14 protein-coding genes and 1 pseudogene are annotated in these 16,206 nt (G+C 68.5%); 12 read left to right on the top strand and 3 right to left on the bottom strand.

Going from position 1 to position 16,206, the window contains the following annotated elements:
• The first annotated feature begins 97 nt into the window (after positions 1-97).
• The 5 genes and pseudogenes from ACIA8E_RS33900 to ACIA8E_RS33920 all read left to right on the top strand — a co-directional run bounded on the left by ACIA8E_RS33900 (position 98) and on the right by ACIA8E_RS33920 (position 5,618).
• Complete coding sequence (locus ACIA8E_RS33900; RefSeq protein WP_399303981.1) at positions 98-1,726, top strand: hypothetical protein; 1,629 nt, start codon at positions 98-100, stop codon at positions 1,724-1,726.
• A gap of 231 nt (positions 1,727-1,957) precedes the next feature.
• Entirely contained in the window at positions 1,958-3,121 is a 1,164-nt protein-coding gene (locus ACIA8E_RS33905) for a hypothetical protein (RefSeq protein WP_399303983.1), read from the top strand.
• Positions 3,122-3,287: 166 nt separating this feature from the next.
• Positions 3,288-3,791: pseudogene (locus ACIA8E_RS33910) on the top strand (amidohydrolase family protein); the annotation flags it as partial.
• Between the two features lie 385 nt (positions 3,792-4,176).
• Entirely contained in the window at positions 4,177-4,992 is an 816-nt protein-coding gene (locus ACIA8E_RS33915) for a DUF899 family protein (RefSeq protein WP_399303985.1), read from the top strand.
• Positions 4,993-5,099: 107 nt separating this feature from the next.
• Complete coding sequence (locus tag ACIA8E_RS33920) at positions 5,100-5,618, top strand: hypothetical protein (protein WP_399303987.1); 519 nt, start codon at positions 5,100-5,102, stop codon at positions 5,616-5,618.
• A gap of 147 nt (positions 5,619-5,765) precedes the next feature.
• Here ACIA8E_RS33920 and ACIA8E_RS33925 read toward each other — a convergent pair whose 3' ends face one another.
• Complete coding sequence (locus tag ACIA8E_RS33925) at positions 5,766-6,119, bottom strand: VOC family protein (protein ID WP_399303989.1); 354 nt, start codon at positions 6,117-6,119, stop codon at positions 5,766-5,768.
• A gap of 361 nt (positions 6,120-6,480) precedes the next feature.
• On the opposite strand from ACIA8E_RS33925, the gene ACIA8E_RS33930 reads away from it, so the two are divergent.
• Positions 6,481-7,104 carry a class I SAM-dependent methyltransferase gene (locus ACIA8E_RS33930; RefSeq protein ID WP_399303991.1) on the top strand — a complete coding sequence of 208 codons (624 nt, stop codon included), beginning with the start codon at positions 6,481-6,483 and terminating at the stop codon, positions 7,102-7,104.
• A gap of 140 nt (positions 7,105-7,244) precedes the next feature.
• Here the strand turns inward: ACIA8E_RS33930 and ACIA8E_RS33935 are convergent, their stop codons facing one another.
• Positions 7,245-8,333 (bottom strand): LacI family DNA-binding transcriptional regulator, encoded by a 1,089-nt coding sequence (locus ACIA8E_RS33935; protein WP_399303993.1) that lies wholly within the window; start codon positions 8,331-8,333, stop codon positions 7,245-7,247.
• Between the two features lie 193 nt (positions 8,334-8,526).
• Between ACIA8E_RS33935 and ACIA8E_RS33940 the strand changes: the two genes are divergently transcribed.
• The 5 genes from ACIA8E_RS33940 to ACIA8E_RS33960 all read left to right on the top strand — a co-directional run bounded on the left by ACIA8E_RS33940 (position 8,527) and on the right by ACIA8E_RS33960 (position 14,692).
• Positions 8,527-9,453, top strand: a complete 927-nt coding sequence (locus ACIA8E_RS33940; protein WP_399303995.1) for a carbohydrate ABC transporter permease — start codon at positions 8,527-8,529, stop codon at positions 9,451-9,453.
• A 4-nt stretch (positions 9,454-9,457) separates the two neighbouring features.
• Positions 9,458-10,393: a carbohydrate ABC transporter permease gene (locus ACIA8E_RS33945; RefSeq protein ID WP_399303997.1), complete on the top strand. Its 936-nt coding sequence runs from the start codon at positions 9,458-9,460 to the stop codon at positions 10,391-10,393.
• 86 nt (positions 10,394-10,479) lie between these two features.
• Positions 10,480-11,823 carry an ABC transporter substrate-binding protein gene (locus ACIA8E_RS33950; RefSeq protein ID WP_399303999.1) on the top strand — a complete coding sequence of 448 codons (1,344 nt, stop codon included), beginning with the start codon at positions 10,480-10,482 and terminating at the stop codon, positions 11,821-11,823.
• Positions 11,824-11,935: 112 nt separating this feature from the next.
• A complete protein-coding gene (locus ACIA8E_RS33955; RefSeq protein ID WP_399304001.1) occupies positions 11,936-13,987 on the top strand; it encodes a beta-galactosidase in 2,052 nt (683 codons plus the stop codon).
• Positions 13,988-14,281: 294 nt separating this feature from the next.
• Positions 14,282-14,692, top strand: coding sequence for a VOC family protein (locus tag ACIA8E_RS33960; protein WP_399304003.1), 411 nt, complete (start codon positions 14,282-14,284; stop codon positions 14,690-14,692).
• A 340-nt stretch (positions 14,693-15,032) separates the two neighbouring features.
• On the opposite strand, the gene ACIA8E_RS33965 is transcribed toward ACIA8E_RS33960, so the two are convergent.
• Positions 15,033-15,611 carry a TetR/AcrR family transcriptional regulator gene (locus ACIA8E_RS33965; protein ID WP_399304005.1) on the bottom strand — a complete coding sequence of 193 codons (579 nt, stop codon included), beginning with the start codon at positions 15,609-15,611 and terminating at the stop codon, positions 15,033-15,035.
• A gap of 91 nt (positions 15,612-15,702) precedes the next feature.
• Here ACIA8E_RS33965 and ACIA8E_RS33970 point away from each other — a divergent pair, with 91 nt between their 5' ends.
• Positions 15,703-16,149 carry an anthrone oxygenase family protein gene (locus ACIA8E_RS33970; RefSeq protein ID WP_399304007.1) on the top strand — a complete coding sequence of 149 codons (447 nt, stop codon included), beginning with the start codon at positions 15,703-15,705 and terminating at the stop codon, positions 16,147-16,149.
• The last annotated feature ends 57 nt before the right edge of the window (positions 16,150-16,206 follow it).

The following is a 16,206-nucleotide window of genomic DNA, read 5'->3' on the forward strand; positions in this document are numbered from 1 at the left end:
ACTGCTGCGGCGCCGCAGTGTCCACCGATCGAGAAAACGTTTACCAGATCGATCTTGCTCATCGAGGCGTACTCAGCCCCGCTCAAGGAGCCCAGCCATGCGTACTCGCCCCAAGTCCGCAAGAATCGCCACACCCGCCGCCCTCGCCACCGCCGTCGCAATGCTCGCCTGCAGCGGCGTTGGGCTCGCCGAGCCCGCGGCCGGCGTGCCGGCCCGGGCGCAGACCGCCTTCGCACTCGACGCCCACGGCTCCCCGGCCGGCGCCAAGCTCAACCCCGGCATGCAGGGCTTCTCCGTCGAGTCCGCGGACTTCGCCCACGGCTACTTGACCAAGGAGCTGCTCGCCGCGCGCCTGAAGACCCTCGGCCCGCACGGCGTGCTGCGTCTCGGCGGCTACTCCATGGACCTGGTCTGGCCCGCTTTCGGCCCGCACGCCGACGCCCCCGCACCGGCCCAGGCCATCGGCGGCACTGTGGACCAGGCGGACCTGGACGGCCTCAAGAAGCTGCTCGACGCGACCGGCTGGAAGGTCACCCTCGGCGTGCCGCTGAAGTCCCTCATCGACCAGGCGAAGTTGAAGAACCCGGCCAAGGACCCGGCACCACAGGTCACCATGGACCAGGTGATCGAAGAGGTGAAGGCCGCGCACGCCACGCTCGGCAACGACCTGCTCTCCGTCGAGGTCGGCAACGAGTACGACAACGTCACCACTCTCACCCCGGCCGAAATGTGGAACACCGTCAGGCACTACCAGGCCGCCATCGACGACGCGCTTCCGCACGCCCATCTGAAGATGACCGGCCCCTCGGCCAACACCGCGCTCACCAATTCCGTCATCGACGGCTTCGCCGACGCCGCCCTCGCCGACGGCGCCAACGCCCCCGAGCGCACCCTCGCCGAGATGGCCTCGCACCTGTACGCGGGCAGCCACTGCGGCACCTCGACCGCCACGATGACCCAGTTGGTGTCGCCGGACACGTATATCAAGGCCCGCACCAAACTGCAGGGCATCAGGGCGGTCGGCGACAAGTTGCGCCACACCGTGCCGATGACCCTCAACGAGTCCAACAGCGCCTCGTGCAGCGGCCAGCCGGGCGTGAGCGACGCCTACGGTTCCTCCCTGTGGGCGCTCGACCACCTGCTGGAGACCGCCCAGAACGGCGTCAGCCGCCTGCTGTTCCACACCAACACCGCTGCGGTCTGTGGCGACTTCAAGCCCCGCGACTCGGCCGACTACCCCATCTCCTACCGCTACTACGGTGCCTTCTGCGCCGCCGATCAGGCACAGCTCGACTCGCATCAGCTCTCCGCCGCCCCGCTCTACTACGGCCTGTGGGCCTTCCGCCAGCTGCCCGAGGGCCGCTTCGTCGACCTGGGGCTGCCGGACGAGGCCCTGGGCAAGCTGCGCGCGTACGGCATCCGGGGCGAGGACGGAAGGCTGCACGTGGTGCTCATCAACATCCAGGACCCCGCGGCCGCGGACGCCACCGACGACACCGTCACTCTCAAACTTCCCCATGGCTTCCCTGGCGGCCGGCAGACGACCCTCGCGTCTTCGGCGGCGGGCGGTCTGTCCTCACTGGACACTTCGGCCATCACCCTCGGCGGCGCCTCGGTCACCCCGGCGGGCACCGCCGACCGGGCACCGCAGAGCACCCGCCTGCCCTCCGACGCGCCCATCACGGTGGCACCCGGCACTGCGCAGATCATCACGATCACCCGCTGACGCTCGCGCATCCGAACGACCGGGTCTTCCACGCCGTGCATGTGGTCAGGGCGGCACCCGTTCCCGCACGGGCGCCGCCCATTCGGTCGGCCGGCACCGTGACACTCTCGCCATCGAACTGAGCGTTGTCCGGGGCAAGTCACCGAACGACCGTGATCCGTATGTGATCAGTGCCTCGTACTCTCCATGACCAGGGGATTCACGGGATGAGCGGTCAAGGCGGGGACAGTGATGACATACCGGCGCGCGGCGATACCGGCACTGATCGGAGGGCTGCTGCTCACGGCACTGCTGTGGTGGGCAGGGGCGAGTGCGCAGGCACTGCACCTGCCGGGCACAAGCGGCGTGATCGGCAGCCAGGCCGCCGCTGACCTCGAACGCTGGCTCGCCCCCTGGTCGTACGACCCTCCGGCCTCGGTTCAGGTCGGCGCCGAAGTGTCCGGCGGGATCGGGGACACGGCCGAGACCGACAGCACCCGCTATCTCGCGCTGTACGCCACCGCGCTGCAGATCCGGTTCTTCGCGGTCTTCGCCTTCTTCGTGCCCGTGGCGCTGCTCCTGGTCCGCAGGCTGCCGCCGGTGCACGGCCGGACGACGGCCGCGCTGCTCGCGCTGTGGGCCTGGGGCCTCGTCGCCGGGACCCTGGCGGTGACCGTCTCCGCGCCGTGGCTGATCGCCTCGCACGGGCACGGCAGTTACCGCTTCCTGCCGCAACTGGCGAGCACGATCTCCTCCGGGCGACAGGTTCTGGTGGCGACCGCGCTGGTCGCGGCGGCGGGGACAGTGCTCGCAGCGCGGGTCACCGCCAAGGGCGCCGGTCCGCTCCCGCAGGCCGTCGTCCCGGCTCGCGCCGCCCGCCTGGCAGCCACCGCCGGGACCGCGACGATCGCGCTGTCCCTGGTGGTCCTCTCGTACCAACCGGTCGCCGCCGCCCTCCAGACGGTCTCCCCGGACGGCGGGCTGTTCGCCGAACCTGGCGAACTCCTGCGCCAGTGGCTGCTGCTCGGCGCCTGGGCGGGCCCGGCGGGCGCGCCGCTCGGCGGCTGGCTCCTGCATCGCGCCGGCGACGTGCTGCTGCTGGCCATCGTGTGGTGGGCACTGCGGCGGTTGCCCGGACTCCTCACGCGAGCCACTGTTCCGACGATGGCGATCGGCGCAGTCTGCGCGACCGTCCTCGGTCTGCTGGCGAGCCAGCTGCTGCGGGTGACGCTGGACGGGGCGGACCTGCGCTGGGGACTGCTGTCCCTGTTCGCCGGCATTGGCGACGGCGTCCCGGCCGCACTGACCTGCGGCCTGGTGGCAGGAGTCGCGGCTGCCATCACGCTGCGAGTCGCCGTGGGCCGCGCGGAGACCACCGCGGCCACGGCTTCCGTCCAGGTCGCCGCCCGACCCTAGTACTGCAGGCCATGCAATTCTCCGCAGCGTCCGCACGCTGCCACGTATTCTCGCCCGGAGCATATCGAGCGAAGGACAGCGCACGTGGTGGACAGCAGCAAGGATCACGGCCGCACGTTCCCCGGCGGTCCGGGTGTGGAGGCGCCGGAGCGCATCTCGCTCGGCCTCCCGCGCGCTGTCGCTTCAGGGCAAGGTCGCCGTCAGCCATGTCTTCTGCCTGTCGGAGCTGACAGCCCTCGAACTCGGTCGGATCGCAGATGACTTGGCCGAGGCGGGTATCTCCCTGACGACGGTGGCGCCCGACTCGAAGCTGGTCCTTCCCCTCGACCGGCTGCGGGACCACGGAGTCCACGTCGGCCTCGGTACCGACGGCGTACGCGACGCGTGGAGCCCCTTCGGCAACGCGGACATGCTGCACCGTTCGCACCTGCTGGCCTGGGTCCAGGACGTGCGCCTGGACGAAGAGCTGGAAGCCGCCTTCCGGGCGGGCGCCGACGGCGGCGCCCAGCTCCTCGGCCTGCCCCGGGTCGACTTGAAGCCCGGCTCCCCGGCCGACTTCTTCCTCGTGCGCGGCGAGTGCCTGCCCCAGGTCGTGGTGGACCTGCCCGCGCGGGACATGGTGGTGCGCGCCGGACGGATCATCGCCAAGGACGGCGAACTGACCCACTAGCGAGTCCCCCGGGAAGCATGCCCGCTCCCGCCTCGGTCGCCGCGCTGCGGCCCGGGGCGGGAGCGTACGAGATCACCGCGGCGCAGGATGCGTTCGGTATGGCGGTCCCGGCATCTCCGGAGGTGGGTCGGCGTGTGCATGCGGGCGTCCGGGGTGGTGGTCCCGTGTCTCCGTAACCAGTGCCTCTCGTTCGGATCATGCTGGGCGGACTGAGTCGCAGCGCTCTGAGAGTGGCTGTGAACGTGCCGGCCCGACGTGGCCCGTGCAGGCTCGGCAGAGGGCGCCCCCTGCCGCGATGAGTTCCGGCCGGATCGCGAGTCTGTTCTGGTGAGCGTCGTAGGACGTCGTACGACGCTGCCCGGCACGAGACACCACGGAGGACACCATGACGACCCCGCCCGGCAACGCGAGCAGCAACCTCCCCGGCAAGCCGCCAGTCGTCGACCTGGCCACATGGCAGGCGGTACGCGACAAGCTGCTGGTCCGCGAGAAGGCGCACACCCGTGAGGGCGACGCGATCGCCGCGGCCCGGCGGCGGCTGCCGATGGTCGAGCTCGACGGCACGGTCGAGGTCACCGGTGTTGACGGGCCGGTCCCCTTCTTCGACCTGTTCCAGGGCCGCGACGAGCTCGTGGTCTACAAGCACATGTGGTACGACGGCGCGCCGCACCAGGGGCAGTGCGAGGGCTGCACCACCACGGCCTGGCACGCGAAGGACGCCGTCTACCTCAACGCCCGGGGCGTCTCGTTCGCCGTCCTGACCTCGGGACCGTGGGACGAGGTGGCTCCCTACGTCGAGTTCATGGGCTACACGCAGCCCTGGTACTCGGTGCGGGACGTGGACGCGCCGGTCGGCGGAGCAATGGGGCGCATCGTCTGTTTCCTGCGCGACGGTGACCGCGTGTTCCTGACCTACTCCACGACGGGCCGTGGCAACGAGCCGGTCAACGGGTCCCTCAGCCTGCTCGACATGACGCCCTACGGCCGCGGCGAGGCGTGGGAGGACAACCCCGAGGGCCGGCCCGTGATCGGCGATGTCCGTGAGGGGCACCCGGCCGAGGGCCGCCAAGCCTGCTGGTACTGGCGCTCGGACGCCGACGGCGTCGCCACCTGGGGGCCGACCAGTCGGCCCGTGCCGCAGTGGACCCGCCCCGGCGCGACCCCCGTGGAGACCCTCGGCCGCCAGGGCCACCACCACTGACGCGCCTTCGTCGACGGCGTCGGCAAAACGTGTTGGGTGCCAGGCGGAAACTCCGGACGATGTGAACGGCCACCGCGCGCTCGATCGGCGGGCGGTTCGCCCGGAAGGTGAAGGACGCCTGGCCGACTTCCCGCCGCAGCGGACCGTCCAACGCCCTGTTCCGCCGGTGGACCCGCACGCGAGGCTCGACGGGGCGCGGTCGTCCCTATGATGGTGCGCTGACCAACGCCGCCGCCGAATACCCGATCCGGCCCGGCATCGCCGCGTTCATCCATGCAGAGGACCTGCCCATGCCCATCCGCCGGATCGCCACTCTGGCCGCGGTGCCCGCGACCCTACTGCTCCTGGTTGCATGTGGGAACAGCAAGGTGCACGGCACCATAACCGAGAAGGAGTACAAGCCCGCCCGCACCACGTGGAGCACCGAGTCGGTCACGAAGAAGCAGTGCACCACGTCTCGTAGCGGGGGCAAGACCAAGAGGTCGTGCCACACGGTGCAGACCGGTACCCATCGCGTCCCGCACCGCCATCCCGCGTGCTGGCAGATCGAACTGGACGACGACGCACACGAGCTGTGCATCGCCAAGGCCCGGTGGGACAAGGTGCGTGTCGGCGACCGGTGGTGAGCCGCCGCGATCGGTACCGGATGGCCGGCGCTGTCCGCTTACGACCTCCCCGTGGTCGTTTGCGCAATTGGGGCATGGTCACGCGGGCCTGACCAAGGTTCATGCCTCGACAACCTCGTCGGTCACCAGCACGTCACCGTGACGCGGTCACGCGGGTTGCCACAGCTCGACCCGATTGCCCTCAGGATCGGTGACCCAGCCGAATCGACCGACACCGTCCATGTCCTGCGTCTCTTCGGCCACCTCCGCTCCCTTGGCGCGCAATTGCGCGAGCATCGCATCCAGGTCGCGGACCCGGAAGTTGAGCATGGTCTGCTGGGCGCGGGACCCGAAGTAGTCGGTCTCGGACTCGAACGTCGCGAACACCGTCGGCCCGGCCCCCTGACGCCACAGACCGTTCTCATCGGCGTCCAGGCCGAGGCAATCGCGATACCACGCGCCCAGGGACACCGGGTCGGCCGCCCGCATGAAGTACCCACCGATTCCAAGTACACGTTCCATGCCGCTATCTTGCCAGGACGGCGATCGGGCGAGCCGGCACCACACCATCGCCCGCTTCACACCGTTCCTAGCCGGCGCACATAAGCGAGTCCTGGACCCACGGCTGTGTACTGGGCGCATCCCGAACGATTTTGGATGCACTGGTCCCCCGCTTTCGCTTCCCGCTCGGCGACGACCCTCCAGGGGGCCGGTCCGTGGTGGGCGGGCGGGTGCTCGCAACCCCCGCCCCGATCGCGGGGGAGCTCGTCAGCACTCCCCCTCCAGGGATTCCGTGAGGCGGCCCAGCAGCCGGGCGATGTCTTGATCTGGGTCCGGAAAATCGTTCGCACCCTCTCGGCGCGGGTGGCTAACGTTCCTCGACGTGGACTACGAAGATCCCAAAGACCTGGTCCGGCGCGGGTACGACGCGCTCTCGCTCCGCTATGACCAGGCGTACGGCTCCGAGACGAAATACCAGCCGTGGATCAGCGAACTGATCGGTCGGATCCCGGCTGGAGGCACGGTGCTGGATCTGGGGTGCGGAAGCGGGGTACCCGTCGCCCGGACCCTGACGACCGCAGGTCATCGCGTTACGGGCGTCGATATCAGCGAGGTGCAGATCCGCAGGGCACGGGAGCTCGTGCCACAGGCCGAGTTCATCCGCGCCGATGCTACGGCCATGGACTTCGAACCGTCCTCGTTCGACGCGATCGTCTCCTTCTACGCACTGATCCACATCCCCCTTGATGAACAGCTTCCACTGCTGGAGAAGATCGCCGGATGGTTGCGCCCCGGCGGTTGGTTCCTGGGCACCACCGGCAACCGGGCTTGGACCGGCATCGACGAGGACTGGCTGGGTGGCGGGACGGCCATGTGGTGGAGCCACGCGGACGCCACCACCAACCGAGCCTGGATCACTCAAGCCGGCCTGGTCGTCGAGCAGGAAGAGTTCATACCTGAAGGCGATGGCGGGCACGCTCTGTTCTGGGCCCGCCGCCGCCACTGAAGTTGAACTCGTGGCGTCGCAGGGGCTGGCGCCCCCAGCTGGGGGGAACTGCTTCTCGCTGAATCGCGGCGGCCTCGGGAACTACTCAGACTCCCGATCCGGTTCTGTCACCGCCTGTGGCGGTCACAGCCTCGACCGAACTACTTGTCCGCAGCAGCAGGCGGCGGGGCAGTGCTGTCGCGGATCACGAGTTTCGTGGGTACGAGCGTTGTGCCGTGTTCCGCCCCGACATGGCGCATCCGCCGCAGGACACCCTCGACGCACAGGCGTCCCACTTCGGCGAAGTCCTGGTGAACCGTGGTCAGCGGAGGCAGGAAGGAGCCGGCCTCGGGGATGTCGTCGAAGCCGATGACGCTGACGTCATCGGGAATCATCCGGCCTCGCTCGTGCAAGGCACGCAAAAGCCCCAGTGCCATCTGGTCGTTGGCGGCGAACACCGCCGTACAGTCCTTCTCGTCGGCAAGTTCCACACCTGCCCGATAGCCGGACTCCGCCGACCAGTCGCCTCTCACAACGTGCGGCAGGACGCAGCCCGCCGCGGCGAGTTCGGCGCGCCAGGCATCGGCACGGCGTTGTGCCGCAAAGGACTCCTCGGGACCGGCCAGATGCCAGACCGTGCGATGGCCGAGGTCCAGCAGGTGCCGCACAGCAGCACGGGCTCCCCCGGCCTGGTCGGTGTCGACCACGGTGTATCCGTCGCCCGCGTCCGAGTCGGCGACGACGACCTGGACATGAGGGGGCAGCGAGATGGTCGCCGCATCGAGCAGGTGCACTTCCATTATGACAATGGCTGCGTCGACGGCGAGCTCTCCCAGCCGGGAGAAGGCGCCACGCACCTCGTCCTGAGTGGGGACGGCGACGGGCAGGAGCGTGACGGCGTAGCCCTCCTGCGCCGCGGACGTGGCGATCGCCTCCAGGGTGCGCATGTTGCCCGTGGTGGAGAGGTTGAAGGTGATGACTCCGATGGTGCGGAATTCGCCGCTCTTGAGGGCCCGGGCTGCGCTGTTGGGCCGGTAGCCCAGCTCGTTCATGGCCGCCAGCACCTGCTGGCGGGTCTCTTCGGTGACGCCCGCGTATCCGTTGGACACCCGGGAGACGGTCTGTGAAGAGACGCCGGCCAGGCGGGCGACATCCGCCATGGACGCGCGCTGTGTGCGACGCACGGTCCGCTTGCCCGTGCGCGTGCGTGCTCGGTCCTTGCCCGTCGAGGCGCTGTCCGCGGTGTCCACCCGTCTCCCTTCTTGCCTGAGTCGCAGTTTCGGCAGGCGACCCTTGACCACCAACATTGGCGCAGTGTAGACATGCCGCCATCAGATGTTTACGTAAACATAACAGCCCGGGGTTCTCTTCGGCGCGGCATGTTTACGTAAACATCGCGGCGGCGGGCGACGCCGGTTCCGAGAAGGACGAGCGAGGAACGACATGACGACGCTACAACCCCCTGCGGCCATACCCCGTCATCCGGCCCGGCCTGCGGCGAAACGGGACCGCCGTTCGTGGACGGGGTGGGGGTTCATCGGACCCTTCGCGGTGGTCTTCGTCTTCGTCTTCCTGGCCCCGATCGCCTATTCGATCTACCTGAGCCTCTTCCGTGACAAGCTCATCGGCGGCACGTCCTTCGTGGGCCTGGACAACTACCAACAGGCCCTGCACGACACCCAGTTCTGGGACTCCCTGGGGCGGGTGTCGCTGTTCCTGCTGATTCAGGTGCCGATCATGCTGGGTATCGCCCTGCTCGTGGCACTCGCCCTGGACAGCGGGCGGCTGTACGGCAGGGACTTCTTCCGGATCTCGATCTTCCTGCCGTATGCGGTGCCCGCCGTGGTCGCCACGCTGATGTGGGGCTTCATGTACGGCACCCGCTTCGGTCTGGTGAGCGACATCAACGACGCCCTCGGCGTATCGCTACCCAACCCGCTCGGGCCCAATCTGATCCTGGCGTCGATCGGCAACATCGTGACCTGGGAGTTCGTCGGCTACAACATGCTGATCTTCTACTCCGCGCTCCGCGTCATCCCGGCATCGCTGTACGAGGCCTCGCAGATCGACGGCGCCGGGCAGATCCGCGTGATCACCGCCATCAAGCTCCCCGCCATCCGCGGTGCCCTCGTCATCGCGACGATCTTCTCGATCATCGGCACCTTCCAGCTGTTCAACGAGCCGAGCATCCTGCAGAAGCTCGCGCCGAACTCCATCACCACCGACTACACCCCGAACTACTACACGTACTCGCTGTCCTTCTCGGGCCAGCAGCACAACTACTCCGCGACGGTCGCCATCGTCATGGGCCTGATCACCATGGTCATCGCCTACGTCGTCCAGCTGCGCGGCATGCGCAAGGGAGCGTGAAGCGATGAGCAGCCCCGTCACCACCCTCACTCAGCCATCAGTTCCTTCGGCCGGCTCCACCCCCCGCCTGCGCACGCCGCGCCGGCACAGCCCGGGGCGCCCACGGCGCAGCGTGGAGCTGACCGTGCTCACCGGTCTGGTCCTCCTCTACTCCCTGGTGCCGCTGGCATGGCTGATCATCAGCGCCACCAAGACCCAGGAGGGGCTGGCCCATTCCTTCGGGCTGTGGTTCAACGGCGACTTCGCCCTGTGGGACAACATCCGGGAGACGTTCACCTACAGCGATGGCGTCTTCACCCGCTGGCTGCTGAACACCGTGCTGTACGTCGTGGTCGGGGCCGGTGGCGCCACCTTGCTGGCGGTCCTGGGCGGCTACGCCCTGGCGAAGTTCAAGTTCCCCGGCAAACGAACCGTCTTCGCCGTCGTCATCGGTGCCGTCGCGGTGCCGGGAACCGCCCTGGCCGTCCCCACTTTCCTGATGTTCAGCAAGATGGGGCTGACCGACACCCCGTGGTCGGTGATCATCCCGTCCCTCATCTCACCGTTCGGCCTCTATCTGATGTGGGTCTTCGCCTCCGAGGCCGTCCCCGACGAACTGCTGGAGGCCGCCCGCATCGACGGCGCGGGCGAACTACGCACCTTCTTCCAGGTCGTCCTGCCACTGCTCGCACCCGGCATCGTGACCGTCTCGCTGTTCACGATGGTCGCGACCTGGAACAACTACTTCTTGCCGCTGATCATGCTCAAGGACCCGGACTGGTATCCGCTGACCCTGGGCCTGAACAGCTGGAACGCGCAGGCCGCCACCGCCGGCGGCACGCCCGTCTTCAACCTGGTGATCACCGGCTCGCTGATCACCATCCTGCCGCTGATCGCCGCGTTCCTCCTGCTGCAGAAGTACTGGCAGTCCGGGCTCGCCGCCGGAAGCGTCAAGGAGTAACCCCGCAGCCCCACACACCCGGTCTCCCCCACAGATTCAACCCTCATCAGGCACGGTTTCGGCCACGACGAAGTGGAAGCACTCCCATGCACATGAACCCCCGCCGCCTGCTGCGCGGCCTCGCCCTGGTCTCGGCCCTCGCCTTGGGGGCGACCGCCTGCGGCGGCTCCGAAGACAACAGCTCCAGCACGAAGGCGGTCTCCTCCAAGGACATCGATGCGGCCTTGAAGAAGGGCGGCACCCTCACGGTGTGGGCCTGGGAGCCCACGCTGAAGCAGGTCGCCGCCGACTTCCAGAAGGAACACCCGGCCGTCCACGTCAAGCTCGTCAACTCGGGGACCGGCAACGACCAGTACAAGGCCCTGCAGAATGCCATCTCCGCGAAGAAGGGCGTCCCCGACGTCGCGCAGATCGAGTACTACGCACTGGGGCAGTACGCGCTGACGAAGGGGCTGGACGACCTGACCCCGTACGGCGCCGACAAGCTCGCGAGCAAGTACTCCCCCGGCCCGTGGAACTCCGTGAAGTCCGGCAGCAAGAACGTCTACGCGCTGCCGATGGACTCCGGGCCCATGGCCCTCTTCTACAACAAGAAGGTCTTCGACAAGTACAAGATCAAGGTGCCGACGACGTGGGACGAGTACCTCACGGCGGCCCGCACCCTGCACAAGGCCGACCCCAAGGCGTACATCGCCAATGACACCGGCGACGCCGGTGAGACCACCAGCCTGCTGTGGCAGGCCGGTTCGCGCCCCTACAAGGTCGACGGCACGAACGTGAAGATCGACTTCTCCGACGCCGGCGCCCAGAAGTACACCGCCGTCTGGCAGAAGCTCCTCGACGAGAAGCTGCTCGCGCCCATCACCGGCTGGAGCGACGACTGGTACAAGGGGCTGGGCGACGGCACCATCGCGACCCTGGCCACCGGAGCCTGGATGCCCGCCAACTTCGCCACGGGCGTGCAGGGTGCCTCCGGCGACTGGCGCGCCGCACCGCTGCCCGCGTGGACCGCCGGCGACAAGGCCAGCGCGGAGAACGGCGGCAGCTCCCTGGCGCTGCCCACACTGGGCAGGAACAAGGAACTCGCCTACGCCTTCACCGAGTACGCGAACGCCGGCAAGGGCGTGCAGACCCGGCTCAAGGCGGGCGCCTTCCCGGCGACCACCGCCGATCTCCGGTCCAGCTCGTTCCAGAACACCGCGTTCCCGTACTCCGGCGGACAGCAGGCCAACAAGATATTCGCCGAGTCGGCCGCGAACGTCGCCTCCGACTGGTCGTACCTGCCCTACCAGGTCTACGCCAACTCGATCTTCAACGACACCGTCGGCAAGGCCTACATATCCGGCACCAAGCTGACCGACGCTCTGAAGAGCTGGCAGGACGCCTCCGTCAAGTACGGAAACGAGCAGGGCTTCACCGTTCAGAAGTAACCGCTCAGAAGCAGCCGCCCGGAGGCTGCCGCTGAGGAGCAAGCTCGCAGCGGCAGCCTCTCCGAAGCAACCACGCATCACCTCGCGCCACCCGTGCAGCGGAAGGACCACCATGATCTCCACCCTCCTGTCCCAGTTGAAGCACGGGCCGGACGGTGATCGCACTCCCCGCCTCGCCTACGGAGCCGACTACAACCCGGAGCAGTGGCCACGCGAGGTGTGGGCGGAGGACGTACGGCTGATGCGTGAGGCCGGCGTCAACATCGTCTCCGTGGGGATCTTCTCCTGGGCCCGCATCCAGCCGGCCGAGAACGAGTGGGACTTCTCCTGGCTCGACGAGGTCATGGACCTGCTGCATACGGGAGGCATCGGAGTCGACCTGGCCACCGCCACCGCGTCTCCGCCCCCCTGGCTCACCACGGCGCATCCGGAGATCCTCCCGGTGACCGCCTCCGGTGAGACGGTGTGGCCGGGGGCGCGGCAGCACTGGCGTCCCACCTCGCCCGTCTTCCGCGAGCACACGCTGCGCCTGGTGCGGACGATGGCCGAGCGGTACGCGAACCATCCCGCGCTGGTGGCCTGGCACGTCTCCAACGAGCTGGGCTGCCACAACATCTACGACTACTCCGACGACGCCGCCCGCGCCTTCCGCGACTGGCTGCGCGCCCGGTACACCACACTCGAAGGACTCAACCACGCCTGGGGCACCGCGTTCTGGTCCCAGAGGTACAGCGACTGGAAGCAGATTCTGCCGCCCCGGCTGGCCGCCTCCCACCCGAACCCGACGCAGCAACTGGACTTCAAGCGCTTCTCCTCCGACGCGCTGAAGGAGTATCTGCGCGCGGAGCGGGACGTGCTGCGCGAGATCACGCCCGATGTTCCCGTCACCACGAACTTCATGGTCATGGGCGGCACCAAGGGGATGAACTACGCCGACTGGGCTGATGAGATCGACTTCGTCTCCAACGACCACTACGTCACGCCAGGCCCCCAGGACCGCGACGAACTGTCCTTCTCCGCCAACCTCGTCAGCGGTATCTCGGGCGGACGTCCGTGGTTCCTCATGGAGCACTCCACCAGCGCCGTCAACTGGCAAGCCGTCAACCTGGCCAAACGTCCTGGCGACCTCGCCCGCGACTCGCTGCTGCACGTCGCGCACGGCGCCGACGCCGTGTGCTTCTTCCAGTGGCGACAGTCGGCGGCCGGCGCCGAGAAATACCACTCGGCGATGGTGCCGCACGCCGGGGCCGACAGCGACGCCTTCCGCGCGGTGACCGACCTCGGCCGGACCCTCAGGACACTGGCTCCGGTCGCCGGGTCCGAGCGGGAAACGGCACGCGTCGGAATCGTCTTCGACTGGGAGTCGTGGTGGGCGAGTGAGCAGGACTCCCATCCCACTTCCCTCCTCGACTACCGCAAGGAGGCGCTCGACTGGTACTCCGCCCTCCTCGCCCTCGGCATACGGGCAGACGTCGTCACCGCGCAGGCCGACCTCGACCGATACCGGCTCCTGATCGCGCCGGTGCTGCACGTCGTCCCCGCCGCGCTGGCCGAGGAACTCACCCGGTACGCCGAGAACGGCGGCCACCTGGTCACCACGTACTTCTCCGGCGTCGTCGACGAGAACGACCACATCTGGCTCGGCGGATACCCGGGAGCCCTGCGCGATCTGCTCGGTATCCGCATCGAGGAGTTCGGCCCCCTGCTCGACGGCGACACGGTCGAAGTCGCGCTGGACGGCAACACGTTGGGCACTCTGTGGACCGACCTGATCACCGTCACCGACCCCGAGGTGGAGGTGATCGCCGAGTATCGCAGCGGTGCGTACGCCGGCCGGCCCGCCGTCACCCGCCGCACCGTGGGCCAGGGTTCGGCCTCCTACATCTCCACCCGGCTGGGTGCGGAGGGTCTCACCGTTCTGCTGACGAAGCTGCTCGCCTCTGCCGATGTCAGCAGTGAACTGCCCGACGGGGCAAGGGGAACTGTCGAGTTGATCGTGCGCCGCGACGACGACAGCCGCTACCTCTTCCTGGTCAACCGGACCGACGAGACGGTGCCGGTGACGGGACTCGCCGGAGACCTCCTGATCGGTCGGGTAGGCGATGACGATGGCCTCGTTCTGTCCCCCAGGGGCGTCGCCGTGCTGCGGCAGCCCGCGACCTGACGACGGGGTTCATCGCATGCAGCACGGCCCCCTGACACCCCCCTGGGCCTTCAGGCAACCCGTTCGAGATTCACTACGTCGCGCGGCATCAAGGGGTGGGTATCGCCGCACCTTGAATCCCGAGCCGGGGCCGGTTGCGAGAGTGCTGGCCACAGCCGCTCGCCGGTCGCTGTCACGAGCACTTCTGCGACGGACCTAGGACCAGCGCCCGATGGGCGCGTGCTCGTCTGCTCGCTAGGGTCCTCGTGATGAGCAGTCGGCGTACGGCAGCTCCGTTCCGACCGGGGGTAGCACATGCCGGCCAATGCCACAGCCCATGTACGCATCGCTCGTCCGTCACGTGACCTGGGTGCGGCGGAACAGTTCTGGATCTCGGGTCTGGGTCTCGACGTTCTGTACCAGCATGCGGCGGATGGCACGCCGGGCGGCCACTCGCTCCTGATGGTCGGCTGGCCGGGTGCCGGGTGGCATCTGGAGCTCGTGCATGATCCCGCCGCACCCGTGGATCCACAGCCGACCCCCGAGGACCTGCTGGTGATCTACCTCGGCGAGCCGGTGCCTGCTTCCCTGGTCGAACGCCTCGAACGGCACGGCGGGAAGCGGGTAGCGGCGCACAATCCGTATTGGGATACGTGGGGCGTGACGCTCCAAGATCCGGACGGCTACCTGCTGGTCCTTTCCACCAGGGACTGGTCCAACTCCTAAGGGCTGTCCCGTAATCCCCGGTGGATCAGCGCGCGGCGTCGGATGCGGTGCATCGCAAGGCGGAGGAGCGTCCTCATACTGGGCGTATTCGGGCGTTCCGACAACGCAGCGAGGTGCCGTAGCTGTCGTCGTGCGCCCGCCAGGGGTTACGGGACAGCCCTTAGGGCGCGTATCGGGTTGTGATCAATGAGCACCGCGGCTTCCGGGGCGGGCGCCCCGTCGGGGGTACGGGGCCCGGCGGTCTGCGGCTGTGCCGTGTGGGCGCGAGTGACCGGAAGCGATGCCGGAGGCAGGCAGCGAGGTCATGGGACCCCGGCTGCGTGCCCGGCGGGACGGTGTGTCAGACCATGGCGAGCCGGTCCACCAGCAGTTCCACCCTGCGCTCGGTGTCCTCCGGCGGGAGCCGTCGCGCCCGGGTCAGGGTGGCCAGCCCGTGCAGGGCCGCCCAGAACGTCTCGGTGAACAGTGCCGGGTGGACGCCGTCCCCGGCGACCTCGCCGAGGTTCTCCAGCAGGGCGGCGAAGGCGTCCTTCAGCGGCTCGGGGGTGTCCTCGTGTGCGAACGCCAGGCCGCCGTCGAGCTGGAACATGGCGTCGTAGACCGCCGGGTTGAGTTCGGCGAAGTCGAGGTAGGCACGGGCGAGGGCGGCGACCCGGGTGCGGGGGCCGTCCGCGCCGGAGGTCGCGGCCCGCAGCGCCGCGGCCATCTCGGCGGCACCCTCGAGGGCGACGGCGCCGATGATCTCGCGCTTGCCGCGGAAATGGCTGTAGAGGACGGGCTGGCTGTATTCGATGCGCTCGGCGAGCCGGCGGGTGGTGACCGCGTCCCAGCCCTGCTGCTCGGCGAGTTCGCGGGCCGTGGCCACGATGAGGCGCTCGCGGCCCGCCCGTTCGCGCTCCTTGCGTTCCTGTACCGACATGATTCGATCCTAGCACTGCTAGACAATCGAGCGGCAGAAGCCTTAGCGTTGCTTCATCAGCTAGCAGCGCTAGATCCCAGGAGGGGTCATCATGCTCAACGCACTCCAGGTCTTCACCACCGTGGTCGTCGGCGTGATGGTGGGGGTGGAGTTCTCCGTCGCCTTCGTCATCAATCCGATCCTCAACGCACTCCCCGGTGACAGTGGCCAACTCGGCCGCGCCCACGGGGGCCGGATGCTCGGCGCCGTGATGCCGGTCTGGTACATCACCTCGCTCGTCCTCGTCGCGATCTGGGCCATCGCCGGATGGCACCACCACGGCACCGGCCTCGTCGTCACCGCCGCCGCGCTGCTGATCCTCAGCGTGATCATGTCGATCCTGCTGCTCGTCCCGATCAACAACCGGGGCAAGACCTGGACCCCTGACAACCGGCCCGCCGACTGGAAGCAGCAGATGAACCGCTGGGACCGCCTCCACTACGTCCGCGTCGCCGTCATCATCGCCGCCTTCGCCCTGCTGGTCGCCGCCCTCACCTGAGCCCGCGGGCCGACACCGCGCTGGTCGGCAATCGCATTTTCCCCGGAGCTGTTCGCG

The organism is Streptomyces sp. NPDC051664, from assembly GCF_044453545.1.
Lineage (GTDB): Bacteria > Actinomycetota > Actinomycetes > Streptomycetales > Streptomycetaceae > Streptomyces.

Coding starts and splice junctions, on each gene's coding strand:
- ACIA8E_RS33900 (WP_399303981.1), top strand. CDS start 98: ATGCGTACTCGCCCCAAGTCCGCAAGAATCGCCACACCCGCCGCCCTC.
- ACIA8E_RS33905 (WP_399303983.1), top strand. CDS start 1,958: ATGACATACCGGCGCGCGGCGATACCGGCACTGATCGGAGGGCTGCTG.
- ACIA8E_RS33915 (WP_399303985.1), top strand. CDS start 4,177: ATGACGACCCCGCCCGGCAACGCGAGCAGCAACCTCCCCGGCAAGCCG.
- ACIA8E_RS33925 (WP_399303989.1), bottom strand. CDS start 6,119: ATGGAACGTGTACTTGGAATCGGTGGGTACTTCATGCGGGCGGCCGAC.
- ACIA8E_RS33940 (WP_399303995.1), top strand. CDS start 8,527: ATGACGACGCTACAACCCCCTGCGGCCATACCCCGTCATCCGGCCCGG.
- ACIA8E_RS33945 (WP_399303997.1), top strand. CDS start 9,458: ATGAGCAGCCCCGTCACCACCCTCACTCAGCCATCAGTTCCTTCGGCC.
- ACIA8E_RS33950 (WP_399303999.1), top strand. CDS start 10,480: ATGCACATGAACCCCCGCCGCCTGCTGCGCGGCCTCGCCCTGGTCTCG.
- ACIA8E_RS33955 (WP_399304001.1), top strand. CDS start 11,936: ATGATCTCCACCCTCCTGTCCCAGTTGAAGCACGGGCCGGACGGTGAT.
- ACIA8E_RS33960 (WP_399304003.1), top strand. CDS start 14,282: ATGCCGGCCAATGCCACAGCCCATGTACGCATCGCTCGTCCGTCACGT.
- ACIA8E_RS33965 (WP_399304005.1), bottom strand. CDS start 15,611: ATGTCGGTACAGGAACGCAAGGAGCGCGAACGGGCGGGCCGCGAGCGC.
- ACIA8E_RS33970 (WP_399304007.1), top strand. CDS start 15,703: ATGCTCAACGCACTCCAGGTCTTCACCACCGTGGTCGTCGGCGTGATG.